Annotated in this window: 14 protein-coding genes; 7 read left to right on the forward strand and 7 right to left on the reverse strand. The window is 59.0% G+C overall.

Annotation, left to right across the window (positions count from 1 at the left end):
• Positions 1-31: 31 nt before the first annotated feature.
• Positions 32-598 carry a dCTP deaminase gene (gene dcd, locus AWM69_RS14565; protein ID WP_003443164.1) on the forward strand — a complete coding sequence of 189 codons (567 nt, stop codon included), beginning with the start codon at positions 32-34 and terminating at the stop codon, positions 596-598.
• Between the two features lie 98 nt (positions 599-696).
• Complete coding sequence (locus tag AWM69_RS14570) at positions 697-897, forward strand: hypothetical protein (protein ID WP_131652315.1); 201 nt, start codon at positions 697-699, stop codon at positions 895-897.
• A 120-nt stretch (positions 898-1,017) separates the two neighbouring features.
• Here AWM69_RS14570 and AWM69_RS14575 read toward each other — a convergent pair whose 3' ends face one another.
• The 6 genes from AWM69_RS14575 to AWM69_RS14600 form a co-directional block, all read right to left on the reverse strand.
• Positions 1,018-3,480, reverse strand: coding sequence for a penicillin acylase family protein (locus tag AWM69_RS14575; protein WP_218727322.1), 2,463 nt, complete (start codon positions 3,478-3,480; stop codon positions 1,018-1,020).
• Positions 3,481-3,684: 204 nt separating this feature from the next.
• Positions 3,685-4,326 (reverse strand): glutathione binding-like protein, encoded by a 642-nt coding sequence (locus tag AWM69_RS14580; RefSeq protein WP_131652317.1) that lies wholly within the window; start codon positions 4,324-4,326, stop codon positions 3,685-3,687.
• A gap of 197 nt (positions 4,327-4,523) precedes the next feature.
• Positions 4,524-4,736, reverse strand: coding sequence for an SEC-C metal-binding domain-containing protein (locus AWM69_RS14585; RefSeq protein ID WP_074702860.1), 213 nt, complete (start codon positions 4,734-4,736; stop codon positions 4,524-4,526).
• A gap of 7 nt (positions 4,737-4,743) precedes the next feature.
• Positions 4,744-5,229 (reverse strand): LEA type 2 family protein, encoded by a 486-nt coding sequence (locus AWM69_RS14590; protein WP_218727323.1) that lies wholly within the window; start codon positions 5,227-5,229, stop codon positions 4,744-4,746.
• A gap of 92 nt (positions 5,230-5,321) precedes the next feature.
• Complete coding sequence (locus tag AWM69_RS14595; RefSeq protein WP_218727324.1) at positions 5,322-5,798, reverse strand: YchJ family protein; 477 nt, start codon at positions 5,796-5,798, stop codon at positions 5,322-5,324.
• A 4-nt stretch (positions 5,799-5,802) separates the two neighbouring features.
• A complete protein-coding gene (locus AWM69_RS14600) occupies positions 5,803-6,300 on the reverse strand; it encodes a DUF6231 family protein (RefSeq protein WP_218727325.1) in 498 nt (165 codons plus the stop codon).
• 166 nt (positions 6,301-6,466) lie between these two features.
• On the opposite strand from AWM69_RS14600, the gene AWM69_RS14605 reads away from it, so the two are divergent.
• From AWM69_RS14605 to AWM69_RS14615, 3 genes are all read left to right on the forward strand, one after another.
• Positions 6,467-7,159 carry an OmpA family protein gene (locus AWM69_RS14605; protein WP_131652320.1) on the forward strand — a complete coding sequence of 231 codons (693 nt, stop codon included), beginning with the start codon at positions 6,467-6,469 and terminating at the stop codon, positions 7,157-7,159.
• A 152-nt stretch (positions 7,160-7,311) separates the two neighbouring features.
• Positions 7,312-7,590 (forward strand): DUF1145 domain-containing protein, encoded by a 279-nt coding sequence (locus AWM69_RS14610; RefSeq protein ID WP_131652321.1) that lies wholly within the window; start codon positions 7,312-7,314, stop codon positions 7,588-7,590.
• Positions 7,583-8,341, forward strand: a complete 759-nt coding sequence (locus AWM69_RS14615) for a collagen-like protein (protein ID WP_218727326.1) — start codon at positions 7,583-7,585, stop codon at positions 8,339-8,341. The genes AWM69_RS14610 and AWM69_RS14615 overlap by 8 nt, the downstream gene beginning before the upstream one ends.
• Before the next feature lie 61 nt (positions 8,342-8,402).
• Here AWM69_RS14615 and AWM69_RS14620 read toward each other — a convergent pair whose 3' ends face one another.
• The gene (locus tag AWM69_RS14620) at positions 8,403-8,867 is read right to left on the reverse strand and encodes a CopD family protein (protein ID WP_131652322.1); all 465 of its coding nucleotides are present in this window, start codon (positions 8,865-8,867) and stop codon (positions 8,403-8,405) included.
• Positions 8,868-8,965: 98 nt separating this feature from the next.
• On the opposite strand from AWM69_RS14620, the gene dinG reads away from it, so the two are divergent.
• On the forward strand, positions 8,966-11,110 hold the full coding sequence (gene dinG, locus AWM69_RS14625) for an ATP-dependent DNA helicase DinG (RefSeq protein ID WP_048378013.1): 2,145 nt from the start codon (positions 8,966-8,968) through the stop codon (positions 11,108-11,110).
• A gap of 91 nt (positions 11,111-11,201) precedes the next feature.
• Positions 11,202-13,553, forward strand: a complete 2,352-nt coding sequence (locus AWM69_RS14630; protein ID WP_218727327.1) for a beta-galactosidase — start codon at positions 11,202-11,204, stop codon at positions 13,551-13,553.
• Positions 13,554-14,018: the final 465 nt, after the last annotated feature.

A 14,018-nucleotide genomic window follows, 5' to 3' on the forward strand; every position in this document is an offset into this window, starting at 1 on the left:
TTTTTCTACCTCGCTATTCAGGACACCCGCCATGAGCATCAAACCAGACAAGTGGATTCGCCGCATGGCGCAAGAGCACGGCATGATTGAACCTTTCGTCGAGCGTCAGGTGCGTGGCGAAGGCGAAAACCGTTTGATTTCCTACGGTGTGTCGAGTTACGGCTACGACGTTCGTTGCGCGAATGAATTCAAGGTATTCACCAATATCAATTCGGCAACCGTTGATCCAAAGAACTTCGATGAGGGCAGCTTCGTTGATGTCACCAGCGATGTTTGCATCATCCCGCCCAACTCTTTCGCCCTGGCACGTACCGTTGAGTACTTCCGTATTCCACGCAATGTGCTGACGATCTGCCTTGGTAAAAGCACGTACGCCCGTTGCGGGATCATCGTTAACGTGACGCCCCTTGAGCCTGAGTGGGAAGGCCACGTAACGCTGGAGTTCTCCAACACCACCACCTTGCCTGCAAAGATCTACGCGAACGAAGGCGTCGCCCAGATGCTGTTCTTCGAGTCGGACGAAGAGTGTGAAGTGTCTTACAAGGATCGTGGCGGCAAGTATCAGGGCCAGCGCGGCGTGACCTTGCCACGCACCTGACGAACAGCGGGAATTCCTGAGCGATAAGGCACTCTATTGAGTGTATTGATTTCCGGTTACGCACCCAGCGAGCCGGATCATCGCTCAGGAGTGCCCTTATGAAGATCGATCCGAGTATCCGCGCCCAGCTTGCACGCCTGGAGCCGAATCAAGTTGGAATGCTGGCATGGTCATTACTTGCCCAGCCTCAGATGAACGCAGGTGGCATCCCCGGCCAGCCTGACCCCGATACCCCCCAACCGACTGAACCAGGCGTACCGACGGTGCCTGACGAGCCACCACCTGCGCCTGTGGCCTGAGAGATGTGCCCCGTGAGCGTGAGCAGATGAGCTCAGGGCGTCATCGGACAATGATCTGGACAGCGCAAACAGCCGATCAAGGCCCCACAAAAACGTCGTCGTTTCTGTGGGGATCGTTGTTTATTTGCCCGGAACGAGCGTAAGGCGCGTGTTGCCGTAGATTGTGTTGATGTTCTGCGGCTGCATCGGGATGCTGATGTATTGGCCCTTGAGCCAGGGCTCGATACCGTCGGTGTAGTGCGGGCTGGCCGGGTTACTGGATTGCCCGCTGCTGTTCTGGCCCATCATCGGTTCGACTTGTCCGAAATCAACGATCATGCGCATTGCGGGAATCAGGGTGGCCTCGAAGTTGTTGTCGCCCGGGTTGTAGCCCGCGATATTCAACGTAGTGTGATCCCCGCCTGCTGCAATCGGGCCACGGACGGTCTGGCCGCTGGCATTGCGCCACAGGTAATGATGCAGCTTGCCCCACTGCCACGCCTTGCGGTCACTGCCCAGCAAGGTATCGCCGGTGCTAATGGTTGCCGCGAGGGTGCGCGCCAGAATGGTCGGCTTGTCTTCTTTTTGCGAGGTCTGGATGTCGTCCCAGAACGGGCTGTCTTCGCGTCCCAGCAGGTGATCGGCATTGGCTGAGTAAGACAGGCTGGCGTTGGCCGAGAAGGCCTTCCAGGCCGGGCTGTTCTGTGGCCCCAGCTCGTCGAGAAAAATGAGCCGGGTGCTTTCTTGCAGAAACAGCTCATACAGTGCCGCATCGGCGGATGTGGCACTCAGTTTGCCGTCAAAGGCCATCAAACGGCTCAGTGCCGCATTGGCATTGGCTCTGTCCGAAGGTGGCAAGGTCGCAATGGCCTGCTTGAGAGGTTGTGCCATTCCCGGCGCGGTGAACATGGTTTTCAGCTTGGCCGCAAACAGTGTGGTCTGGTCGTACTGCATCGCGATCATGCTGCGCGCGTCGTGTTTGCCGCTGCCCGCCAGCTGTGCGAGGCGTTCGCTGCGTTCCGGCGATAGCCAGGAATTGGACAGCTGCATGCCGTAACCAAAGGCTGCGGTGCGCTGGTTGGCCGTACCCAGCCAGCCTTGCGCCGGGTCCTGATCGTAGGGGTGCAGCATTGGATCGGCGTAACCATCCCAGTCGTAACGGCTGTCCCAGCCCGGTGAAGGGAACAGCCCGAGGCCCTCACGGCGATTAGGGTACAAACCGGTGACTTGCCAGCCGGTGTGACTGGCATCCGCGTATACAAGGTTCAAGGCTACAGCGCGGATTTCCCGGCTGGCATCCGAAGCTTTTTCGCTGTTTTGGGCGCGGGACAAGTCAAAAAAGGCATCCAGGGTTTTGTCGCCTTTCAGCGCCGGCGTTTGCAGGGCCAGGCCCAGGTTGCTGTCCAGGGCGCCTGGCTCGCCGAGCAGGCTGTTAAGCAGTGCTCCGTGACGTGTTTCGTAAATGGTTTCACGAACCGGGTGCTGACCTTTGACGAAAAACGTTTCGGTGCGCGCCGTTGCGGGCAGCCATTTCCCATCGGCCAGGTAGTACAGCTTGTTGCCCTGGCGTTTGAGTTTCTCCACGAACACATCCTGGTTATCTCCCATGGCCATGCTCACGCCCCAGGCCACCTTGCCGTTAAACCCGGCAAACAGCGTTGGCAAACCCGCGATCGAAGCCCCGGCGGCCTGATATTTGGGCGCCCGGATTTGCACGTAGCTCCAGGCCGAAGGTACGCCGATCGGCTGATGGATATCATTGGCCAGCAGGCTTTTGCCGTGACGGCTGCGTTGCGGGCCAATTGCCCAGTTACTGGATGCCGTAACACCCGGCAGGCTCAGACGGGTCACGTGTTCAACGGCTTGGGTAACCGTGCTCAATCCCGAGAGCTGGTTGCTCAGGTCCAGTCCTTTGAGCTTGTCGGCCTCGCTGCTTGGCAAGGTTTCATTGGGGTAGGTCGGCGTCAGCCAGGGCAATTTATCGGTGCCGACTTTTTGCGCCAGCAGCAATGAGTTGAGTTCTTCCTGCAGATTGACCGACATCCCGAAATTCAACAGGCTGAAAATCAGCGCGCTGTCTTCAGGTTTCCAGTACTCGGCTTTGTAACCGGCCTGGGCCAGATCCGCAGGAAGCTTGTCGCGATAGCGGAAGAGGTAGGCGTTGACGCCGCGGGCGTATACCTCGAAAAACTTCTGAAGGCGGGGTGATGCACTTTTATAGAGTTCGGCGGCGTTCTTTTTCAGGTTGACGCTGCGCATCAGCCGGTCAGTATCCAGTGCCTCGCTACCATCAAGCTCGGCCAGCCGGCCCTGGGCCAGCAAGCGCAAGCGCACCATCTGACTGATACGGTCGCTGGCGTGTACGTAACCCAAAGTGAACAGTGCATCGTGAAAGCTGCTGCTTTCGATCAACGGCATGCCCTGGCTGTTACGGCGAACCGATACGTTCTGCGCCAACCCTTTCAGCTGCTGTACACCGGAGGTGGGTACCAGGCTTTCTGTGGCGTGATTGTTTATCTGGCAACCGGTCAAGCCCAGCAGGCTGACCATTGCCGCGGCAACGCCGAACCGGGGTAGAACATGAATGAGGGCTGGCGAGGCCATGGCAAAGCTCCTGCGGGGGTGGGCATCAAAAGGCGCTACGTTAGTGAGGCCGCTGACGCCGTGCAAGCGCTATCTTGGGCCTGTCACAGGTACATCCCTCAAACCCTGCTATCGCTGTCGCAGGTTGCGCGAGGCCGCGACGTTATCCGGCCCCCGGCAACCTGATGCCAGCCGCCTGTGGCGGCTGTAGCATCGGTTTGCGGCTTACTTTGGCGGATTGATTTTTGCCGCCAGTGCATAGGCCCGTTTTGTCGCCGGACGGTTCTCGATACGCTGGAACCATGCCTTCAGTGCAGGGAAATCATCGAGGTTCTGACCTTGCCATTCATGGGGCACGATCCAGGGGTAAATCGCCATGTCAGCGATGCTGTATTCGTCGCCCGCCACAAACTGGCGACCTTCCAGTTGTTTGTTCAGTACGCCGTACAGTCGGGCGGTTTCATCCACATAGCGCTTCATGGCATACGGGATTTTTTCGGGCGCGAAGCGGTTGAAGTGGTGGTTTTGCCCGGCCATAGGCCCCAGTCCGCCCATTTGCCAGAACAGCCATTGCAGGGCCATTTGCCGGCCGCGCAGGTCTTTGGGCAGAAACTGTCCGGTTTTTTCTGCGAGGTACAGCAAGATGGCACCGGATTCGAACAGCGACAGGGGGCCGCCGCCGTCAGCAGGCGCCTGGTCGACAATGGCCGGGATACGGTTGTTGGGGGCGATCTTCAAGAACGCAGGTTCGAACTGTTCATTTTTACTGATGTTCACCGGGTGCACGGTGTAAGGCAGGCCGGCTTCTTCAAGGAACAGCGGGATTTTATGGCCGTTGGGAGTGGTCCAGTAATAAAGATCGATCATGAAGGGCTCCAGAAGGGAATGTTCATGCAGTTACGGATGCCATCAAAGGTAGCAGTTTACGGGCTGTCAGTTTTACTCCCAATGGCAGGTCGGCTGAAAGGCCCGGTACGGGGTACGCGGGTAATTTCGTGAGGCTGAAACAGCTGCGCCGCACCTGCCTTGAGGCGGGTGCGGCGCAGGTGGGGCGTGCTGAGGGATCAGGCGCCGTGGCACTTCTTGAATTTTTTGCTGCTGCCGCACGGGCAAGGATCGTTGCGGCCGACGTCTTTCAGTTCATTGCGCACAGGCTCTTGAGGCGCGTGGCCACAATGTGGGCCATGCACGTGGCCGTTGTCGTGGTCATGGGTGTGAGCATGATGATCATGATCGTGGTTGCAGTCGGGGCCATGAACGTGGGGTTGTTGGGTCATTACTCAATCACTCTGGAATAAAATCGCCGGGGATTATCTCGCCTTTGCGCATCAGGTGCACGTCGTAACCGAAGAACAAGCCGGTTTCCAGTGTTCCTTCGAGTCGATAAGGGATGGGCTGGTCAGGGCTTTCCAGCAATTTCACCAGCGGTCGCACGTGTTGCCAGAGGTTGGTGCGAATCGGCACCACAAACTCGGCATGGTTGTTGGGCTCAACGCTGAACCATTCGTGGTACTCACCTTCAGTCAATTGCACAGGCCCAAGGTAAACCTTGTAGGTGAGGCCACGTACGGTGAGTGTTGAATCGTTCGGGTTATCGACCCTCAGGTGCAGCTTGAAGCGTTGTTCCAGCAATTTGGCCCGGATCAGTTCGACCTGCTCAAGGTGTACTTCAGGATCTTTGTCCGCCGAGTAGAACCACGATGTGCAGCCCGACAGGGCCAGAAGCGTCACAAGGGTGAAGGCTGTTCTGATTTGAACCCGATAATCCATGATTTACTCCCAACCAGGCCAGGCCTGAAAAAACTGCCAGCGGCCGGGGCTGCGCGTGGGCCACGCTTGCACGGTTGCGTTGAGTATCGGGCTCATTGGCCAAAAAAACCGGCGCAGCATTTTTTGAATTTAAGACCGCTGGCACACGGGCAGGCATCATTACGTCCGACTTTAAGCGGTACCGTCGGGTCGATGAAGTACCAGCGTCCTGCGCTTTGTACAAAGGAGGAGCGTTCACGGTGGCTGTGTTCACCCGTGGTGTCGTGCCAGCGTGCAGTAAAGGTCACAAATGCATGTTCGGGTTGCCCTCCGAACACTTCGCTGCTTTCGACCTCAAGTCCCAGCCAGGTGCTTTGAGCGCTCCAGTCTGCAATGGACTGGCGGTCCAGGCCCGGTTGCTGGACGGGAAGCGTGGTTGCAACCAGATAGTCAGTCAGGCCCAGTACATATGCGCTGTACCGTGAGCGCATCAGCGTTTCAGCGCCGGGAGCCGGATGCCCGGCGTGATAATGCCCGCAACAGGCGTCCAGCAAATTGCCGCTGCCACACGGGCAAATGGATGTGCTCATCGGCTTACCACCAATACTTGCCAAAGTTTTCCGGATTGGCCCAAAACCTGGCATTCAACCAGTCGGGTACTTGTTTGTACTCCCGCAGATCATAAGTGAACAGGGTCAAAACCTGTTCGTCGCGCTGAAAGCGTTCATTGCTCTGCAGCGCCAGTGCGAAAAAGTCGGTTTCTTTCCAATCGCAAGCGGCCAGATCTGCGAGTACCGCGATGCGGCTGGCATTCAGATTACGGATCCCGCCCAGCAGTTCAAGCCCTGCGCGCTTGGGGAGGTGTTCCAGGCAGTCCACCACCAGCGCGAGGTCAAACCGTTGCGCCGCCAGATCGGCTGGCAGCACGCCGGGCGGAGTGCGGGCGATCAACGCATCGGGATGAGCGCTCTGAAACGCCGCCAGTGCAGGAAAGTGGCTGGCGCCGACTACCAGCAGGCGCTGGGGAGCATACAGCTCAAGCAGTGCAGCCAGTGCGTGTTGTGGCGTACGTGTGGAAATACCGGGCGTCATCGAAAGTCCTCAATCAGAGCGTCCAGACTAGCGTGCTGCGGCCCGACAGCCTAGTTCTGTCTGTATAGAGGGCAAACGCGAAGGGCTGCTTTCTGGCGCATCCCCCTCTGGGCGTCTTTACTTTCATGGCATCGGCCAACGGCCGACCCTCAGGAGTGATCCCCTTATGAGCATCATCAGAACAGCGGTACCTTTGGTTGTTCTTACGAGCGTATTAACGGGCTGTGCCGGTTTGCAAAAAACCGACTGGCCTACCTGTGCCGCGGTCGGTGGTGTAGGAGGTGCGGCGTTAGGCGCGATAAAAAGCTCTGCCTGGGCAGGCGGCGGGGCATTGTTCGGGGCCGGCATGGCAGCGGCCTATTGCTGGGTTCATGGTGATGGCGATGCGGATGGAGATGGCGTCCCGGACAGCGGCGACAAGTGCCCTGACACCCCCAAAGGCCTTAAAGTTGACGCGGTGGGCTGCCCGATTGTTGCGGTGGTCGTGACGGAAGAGGTCGTGGTGGTTCAGGAAGAAACCATCGTGGTGCGTGATGTGCACTTTGAGTTCAACTCAGCCAGATTGACCGCCGCCGACAAGGACAAGCTCAATGTGATTGCGGCACGTCTGAAAAAAGACGCGGCCAATGCTCAGCTCAAGGTGACCGGCTATACCGATAGCGTGGGCAGCGAGGCTTACAACGTGAAACTGTCCAAAGAGCGCGCGCAGTCAGTGGTTGAATACTTGATCGACAGTGGCCTGTCGCGCAGTCAATTCGCCTCCGTGGCTGGGGGCGGCGAATCGAACCCGGTTGCCAGTAACCAGACGCCTGAGGGACGCGCGCAGAACCGCCGGACCGAGATTCAAATCATTCGTTGAATCCGCTGTAACAGTGAATGCTGCCAGCGCCCAGGGAGGCGCTGGTTTTTTTGACGAGGTGCGGTAGCGGCTATTTTTCTAATGGCCGCTGGCGTCCCCGTCATGCGAGCCGTTAATGTGCGCTCAAAGAAAAAACATAAAGGGGCCGCTGCATGAAGTTTTTTTGGGGGCTGGGGAAGCTTCTGACGCTGTTGTTCTGGGCCGTGGTACTGACCAATCTGCTCAAACCGCTGATCAATCCGTTCGATTTGTTGATTAACCTGGCTGGATGTTTGCTGGCGCTGACTCATTTGCTTGAGCTCATGCTGTTCAATGGCAGCCTGCGAGGCCGCCCGCATCCCTGGCGTGACCGCTTGTACATTCTTTTGTTTGGAATGTTCCATGTACAAACCCTTCGTACTTCCCGCGAGCGAGACATCCACCATGCGTAAGTTATGTTTGCTCGCTGTTCTGTGCAGTCCGTTTGCTCATGCAGACGTCGTGAAAGTTGAAGCCAACTCGTTGATGCGCTTGCCCGGCAATACCGGTGCCCTGCAGCTGGAAAGTCTCGAAGTGGCAGACTATGGCACGCTGTTGATACCGGCCGGGGTGACCCGGCTCGACATCGATCAACTGCACCTGGGCCACGAAGCCCGTATCACGATCGTGCCTGCCGAGCGTGGAATTGAAGTGCGGGTGGCCCGTGCGCAACTCGAAGACGGCAGTCAGATCAACGCTCGCGGGGCTCCGGGAACCTTCGAAAAAGCTGCCCGGCCTGCTCGCGATCTAAGCTTGCGGATCGAGTCGTTGCAAGCCCCGCAGCTGTCCGTCGATGCCCGTGGTGGCACGGGAGCGCCGGGTTTTGCCGGGCTGGATGGCGGCAACGGTGTTGCTCCGGGCTGCACCTGGGGCGCTGCCGGTGAAGGTGCCGATGGTGATGATGGCGGTAATGGGCAGACGGGCGCAGCAGGGGGGCATGTCCGGATCGAACTGCCTCGCGATTACCCGGCCGAACAAATTCTTGTCCTGGTTGACGGGGGCGCGGGCGGAAAACCTGGCCCGGCCGGTCGCCCAGGGAGCGGCGGCAAATCCAAAGGCTGCATCGTTTACCGTGCCGACGGCGGTAAATCCGGGCGCTCTGGTCTGGCGGGCCAGCAGGGTGAGGCTGGTACGCCGGGCGCAGTGACGATTCAGCGACTGTAATCGGTGCTGGAGATGTCGTGGCGCTCAGATACCGCTACGACATTCCCCGGCAGGGCTGCCATCAAAACATAGGTCGTGCCGAGGCAATCGCCACCAGCACCAGGCCGACAATCAAATTGATCCCGACCAGTCGGCGAATCCGGCCCAGGGCCGCAGCACCTTCTGACCATTGCCCGGCTTCCACGGCCTTGCGCAGCTCGGGCAGTTGCAGCGAGTGAATCCGGATAAACAGCGCCACCATCACGATGTACAACCCCATCATGATCTGCACGTAGCGCGGGGCGGTCTCAAAACCATTGAAGCGCAACTGCAGCAGGCCGACACCGCTGATCGGTAAAATCACGACGGCGATCCATACCCAGACAAAAAATCGCTTGAAGACTTCCACCCATAGCTTGAGGCGTTGCGGGCCTTCGAGGGCTGTCATGGCGGCGGGTCGCAGGACCATCCAGGCGAAGAACATACCCCCCACCCAGATCAGGGCGGCCAATACATGCAGGCTGTAGGTAAGGGCAAAGGCGGTCATTGGGGTACTCCGTTCGGCGCGGGATGAATTAGCGGGGTATGATAGCGGCCATTCGAACCACTGAAAATTTATCCAGCGTTTCTTGCGCCCGAAGAACCATGATTAGTAACGAACTCAAATCCCAGATCCAGGGCGCATACACGCGTTTTCTCGAAGCCAAGAGCCTCAAGCCGCGTTACGGCCAACGGTTGATGATTGCCGAAGTCGCCAAAGTGCTGGGCGATATCGACACCGACGAAGAAGGCCATCGCAGTGGCGAGCCGGCTGTGGTCGCCGTTGAGGCAGGCACCGGTACCGGTAAAACGGTGGCTTACAGTCTGGCGGCCATTCCAACGGCAAAAGCCGCGGGCAAGCGCCTGGTGATTGCCACCGCGACTGTCGCGCTGCAGGAACAAATCGTCTACAAGGACCTCCCTGACCTGATGCGTAACAGCGGGCTGAACTTCAGCTTTGCGCTGGCAAAGGGTCGCGGGCGTTATATGTGCCTGTCCAAACTCGACATGCTGCTGCAAGAAGGCCACGCGCAAACCGCGACGGCGCAGCTGTTCGAGGAGGAAGGCTTCAAGATTGAAGTCGATGAAGCCAGCCAAAAACTGTTTACCAGCATGATCGAGAAGCTGGCCGGCAATAAATGGGACGGCGACCGCGACAGCTGGCCCCAGGCGCTTGAAGACCAGGACTGGGCACGTCTGACGACGGATCATAGCCAGTGCACCAACCGTCATTGCCCGAACTTCGGCCAGTGTGCCTTCTACAAGGCCCGCGAAGGCATGAGCAAGGTGGACGTGATCGTCACCAACCACGACATGGTACTGGCTGATCTGGCGCTGGGAGGCGGAGCCGTGCTGCCGGATCCGCGCGACACGTTGTATGTGTTCGACGAAGGGCATCATTTGCCCGACAAAGCTATTGGCCACTTCGCCCACTACACGCGCTTGCGTTCGACGGCCGACTGGCTGGAACAAACCGCCAAAAACCTCACGAAGTTGCTGGCACAGCACCCGCTGCCGGGAGATCTGGGGCGTTTGCTGGAACAAGTGCCGGAGTTGGCGAAAGAGATCAAGGCACAGCAACAGTTCATGTTCAGCGCCTGTGAGCAAATTGCCGACTTCAAGGTCGGCGAGGAGCCTGAGGGCCGTGAACGCCCGCGCCATCGATTTGTCGGCGGGTTGATTCCCGATCACTTGCGTGAAATGGGCACCGAGCTGAAAAAGGGCTTCTCGCGCCTGACCGATCTGTTTACACGCCTGACCGAAATCCTCAAGGACGGCATGGATGGCGAGGTCAATATCGGCATTACCAGCAATCAGGCTGAAGAATGGTACCCGCTGTTTGGCAGCTTGTTGTCCCGGGCCCAGGGCAACTGGGAGTTGTGGACCGCCTTTACCGTCGAAGACCCTGAAGACAACCCGCCGATGGCCCGCTGGCTGACACTGGCCGAAAGCGGCTCGCTGTTTGACATCGAGGTCAATGCCAGCCCGATCCTGGCCGCTGAAATGTTACGCCGCAACTTGTGGAACGTGGCCTACGGCGCGCTGGTCACGTCGGCCACATTAACCGCCCTCGGGACGTTTGACCGCTTTCGCATGCGTGCAGGTCTGCCGAAAAAAGCGGTTACGGCAGTTGTACCCAGCCCGTTCCATCACGCCGACGCCGGCGTGTTGCGAGTGCCTGACCTCAAGGCCGATCCGCGGGATGCGATGGCTCACACCGCGGCCATCATCCGTGATCTTCCCGGGTTGGTAGAAGGATCTCGCGGCACATTGGTGCTGTTCTCGTCACGCAAACAAATGCAGGACGTGTTCGACGGCCTTGAGCGTGACTGGCGCAAGCAAGTGTTTATCCAGGGCAACCTGTCCAAACAGGAAACCCTGAACAAGCACAAGGCGCGGGTCGATGGTGGTGACTCCAGCGTGCTGTTCGGCCTGGCCAGTTTTGCCGAAGGCGTGGACTTGCCCGGTGCTTATTGTGAGCACGTGGTGATCGCCAAGATTCCATTTTCAGTCCCTGATGATCCGGTCGAAGCGGCGCTGGCTGAATGGATCGAAGCCCGGGGCGGTAATCCGTTCATGGAAATCTCGGTCCCCGATGCTTCGCTTAAGCTGGTTCAGGCCTGCGGTCGTCTGCTGCGCACCGAGCAGGACCGCGGCACGATCACGCTGCTGGATCGCAGGCTGGTCACCCAGCGCTATGGCAAGGCAATCCTGAATGCCTTGCCGCCTTTCCGTCGCGAAATTTCTTGAGGCAAGTCGGCGTTAGCGCCGGCTTTGCTGTCTAAGCTCTCAATTACCACCTCACAGGCCGTCATCGGCCGTCAGGGAGAACCAGATCCATATGATTCGCCGTTCTTTGTCCGCCGTTTTTGCATTGATGATCGTGAGCCCTGTTTTTGCGGGGCCAGCCGGTCAACAAACGCTGTTCAACTTCGTACGCCCTGCCGATGTGGTGCAAGTGGCGACGGTGGATGCGTTCTTGCCGCAATACAATGCGGAGCAAACAGCGGAAGGCGAAGTTTTGCGTCGCGTGACTTTCAACCCGGCAGCGGCGCCCAGCTTGCGTTTAACCCCGCAGACCGGTGTGTGGGACTGGTCGCAATCGGGAATGATGACCCTGCGTCTGCAAAACGCCATGAACTGGGCGCTCACGCTTGATGTGACGGTGCAAAGCAATGACGGCAAGACCCTCACCAGCCGTGTCGACCTGCCCGCAGGGCCGGCGCAAACGCTGTTGCTGCCACTCCAGGCGAATTCGGCCCGTACACAGGGCATGCGTGCCGGCCCTCCAATGCCCATGACGGTCGAGGGTCAGCGCATCCTGCTGGCGGGTAGCGAGGGAGAGATCGATCGCAGTCAGGTGGTATCCGTGACCTTGTCGATCCCGCAACCCGCGGCAGCCCAGAGCATTTTGCTGGAACGTTTTGGGGTACAGGACGGTGAGGGCGTGATCAACGCCGTATACGGATCGATCGTCGATGGTTACGGTCAGTCGACGCGGGCCAAATGGCCCGAGCGGGTCTCCAGCGACGCACAGCTCAAGGCGGCGGCAGCCCAGGAACAAAAGCAACTCAGCGCCTGGCTGGCCAAGCGCGCGGAGCAAGACACTTATGGTGGATCGCTCAAAGGGCCGGCATTTGATGCCACCGGTTTTTTTCGCACCGAAAAGCGCAACGGGCGCTGGAACCTGGTCACGCCTGAAGGTCACCCGTTTTACTCCCTGGGCCTGAATGCGGTGACGGCCCTCGACAGCCAGACCTACGTCGGCGGCCGCGAATGGATGTTCACTGACTTGCCCAAAGAGGGCGCCCCGCTGGCCGGTTACTACGGTACATCGGACCACAACAACGGTAACGGCGCCTCGCAAGGTCGAGGTTTTAACGCCGGGCGCTGGTACAACTTCTACGGTGCAAACCTGCAGCGCATCTATGGACAACCCTGCCCTGCGGCTGGCTCGGCAGAAGGGGCAACCCCCGGTATTCCGTGCGCGGCTGAAGCGTTTGATGCCAAGCGCTGGCAAACCCATACCCTGGATCGCTTGCAAGCCTGGGGTTTCAATACCATCGGCAACTGGAGCGATCCTGGGCTGGGTCTCAATGACCGCGTGCCATACACCTTGCCGCTATCGATTGTCGGCGATTACGCCAGCATCAGCACCGGTACCGATTGGTGGGGGGGCATGCCTGACCCGTTCGACCCGCGCTTTGCCATGGCCACCGAGCGTGCGGTGGCAATTGCCGCCCGTGATCATCGGGATGACCCTTGGCTGATCGGCTATTTTGCCGATAACGAATTGGCATGGGCCGGTCCGGGCAACGATCCGAAATCACGCTATGCACTGGCCTATGGCACGTTGCGCATGACCACCGATGTACCGGCAAAGCGTGCCTTTCTTAAGCAACTGCGCGACAAGTACCGTAACCAGCAAGGTCTGTCCAAGGCCTGGGGTGTCGATATTCCCGCCTGGGAGCTGATGGAGGACCCAGGGTTCGAAGCGCCATTGCCCAACCCTGAACACCCGGAAATCGAAGCGGACTATCAGCATTTCCAAAAGGTGTTTGCCGATGCTTACTTCAAGACCATTTTCGACTCATTGAAATGGCACGCCCCGAATCATTTGCTGTTGGGCGGGCGCTTTGCTGTCAGTACCCCGGAAGCGGTGGCGTCGTGCGCACAATATTGCGATGTGCTGAGTTTCAACTTCTATACCCTGCAGCCGCAGGATGGCTATGACTTCGCCAAGCTGCGCGAGCTGGACAAGCCCGTGATGATTACTGAGTTCAACTTTGGCTCCCGCGACCGTGGCCCGTTTTGGGGCGGCGTAACCGAAGTGGCCAGCGAAGAGGCTCGCGGGCCGGCTTATGCCAAGTTCCTGAAGCAGGCGGTGGCGCAGCCCTCGATTGTCGGCGTGCACTGGTTCCAGTATCTCGATCAGCCGGTGACCGGGCGTTTGCTGGATGGCGAGAACGGCCACTTCGGCATGATCGGTATCACTGACCTGCCTTTCACCGGCTTTGTCGACAGCGTACGCAAAGCTAACTTGCAGGCCATTGACCAATTGAGCCAAGAAGCGGCCAAAGCCCGGATTGCTGCCGAAAGCGCACTTAAAGCGCCGCGTCACACTCCTGCCGAGGGCGGCAATGACCGCTCTGGGCAGGGGCATGCAGGTGGACACTCGGGCAAAGGTCACTGATACAAAGCCCCGATCAGCGGTGATGCATTTCATCGCTGTCAGGTGTTAGCCCACACCGCCGGTATTCCTGCGCTGCGCCTGCCAAGCCGGCTGCCGATCATGTACGACCAGGATGCCATGATCGAGGTCGTGGCATTTGAGCCGTTGTGGTGGGATCCCGGAGCCGATCTGGGGTATGGCGCCACCCCCTATGGCTGGATGTGCGCCTTGGGGTGCAAGCGCAGGATTTCATCGCATTGCGAGTTTCGAACGGGCGCAAGGGCGCATAGGGGATTCCTGTGCGCAAGACTTGCGCCGCGCGTCGTCATGCTGGATGAGCCTTAACACGTAGCAACGCAGGCGTTGACCAATCCCTCCAATGCCTCCAGGCGAACGACCGATCCTCGCGGGTAGACCCACCGCCTTTAAGCGGGGCCCTTCCCTATCCGGGGAGGGCGATTTTGAAGGGGGCTGTCGAGTCTGGTC

The sequence above is a fragment of the Pseudomonas sp. D1HM genome, assembly GCF_019266105.1.
In the GTDB taxonomy this organism is placed as follows: domain Bacteria; phylum Pseudomonadota; class Gammaproteobacteria; order Pseudomonadales; family Pseudomonadaceae; genus Aquipseudomonas; species Aquipseudomonas taetrolens.

Excerpts from the sequence above, each read along its gene's own strand:
- AWM69_RS14605 (WP_131652320.1), top strand. The coding sequence starts at position 6,467 with ATGAGCATCATCAGAACAGCGGTACCTTTGGTTGTTCTTACGAGCGTA.
- AWM69_RS14570 (WP_131652315.1), top strand. The coding sequence starts at position 697 with ATGAAGATCGATCCGAGTATCCGCGCCCAGCTTGCACGCCTGGAGCCG.
- AWM69_RS14595 (WP_218727324.1), bottom strand. The coding sequence starts at position 5,798 with ATGAGCACATCCATTTGCCCGTGTGGCAGCGGCAATTTGCTGGACGCC.
- AWM69_RS14580 (WP_131652317.1), bottom strand. The coding sequence starts at position 4,326 with ATGATCGATCTTTATTACTGGACCACTCCCAACGGCCATAAAATCCCG.
- AWM69_RS14615 (WP_218727326.1), top strand. The coding sequence starts at position 7,583 with ATGCGTAAGTTATGTTTGCTCGCTGTTCTGTGCAGTCCGTTTGCTCAT.
- AWM69_RS14590 (WP_218727323.1), bottom strand. The coding sequence starts at position 5,229 with ATGGATTATCGGGTTCAAATCAGAACAGCCTTCACCCTTGTGACGCTT.
- dinG (WP_048378013.1), top strand. The coding sequence starts at position 8,966 with ATGATTAGTAACGAACTCAAATCCCAGATCCAGGGCGCATACACGCGT.
- AWM69_RS14620 (WP_131652322.1), bottom strand. The coding sequence starts at position 8,867 with ATGACCGCCTTTGCCCTTACCTACAGCCTGCATGTATTGGCCGCCCTG.
- AWM69_RS14600 (WP_218727325.1), bottom strand. The coding sequence starts at position 6,300 with ATGACGCCCGGTATTTCCACACGTACGCCACAACACGCACTGGCTGCA.
- AWM69_RS14610 (WP_131652321.1), top strand. The coding sequence starts at position 7,312 with ATGAAGTTTTTTTGGGGGCTGGGGAAGCTTCTGACGCTGTTGTTCTGG.
- AWM69_RS14585 (WP_074702860.1), bottom strand. The coding sequence starts at position 4,736 with ATGACCCAACAACCCCACGTTCATGGCCCCGACTGCAACCACGATCAT.
- dcd (WP_003443164.1), top strand. The coding sequence starts at position 32 with ATGAGCATCAAACCAGACAAGTGGATTCGCCGCATGGCGCAAGAGCAC.
- AWM69_RS14630 (WP_218727327.1), top strand. The coding sequence starts at position 11,202 with ATGATTCGCCGTTCTTTGTCCGCCGTTTTTGCATTGATGATCGTGAGC.
- AWM69_RS14575 (WP_218727322.1), bottom strand. The coding sequence starts at position 3,480 with ATGGCCTCGCCAGCCCTCATTCATGTTCTACCCCGGTTCGGCGTTGCC.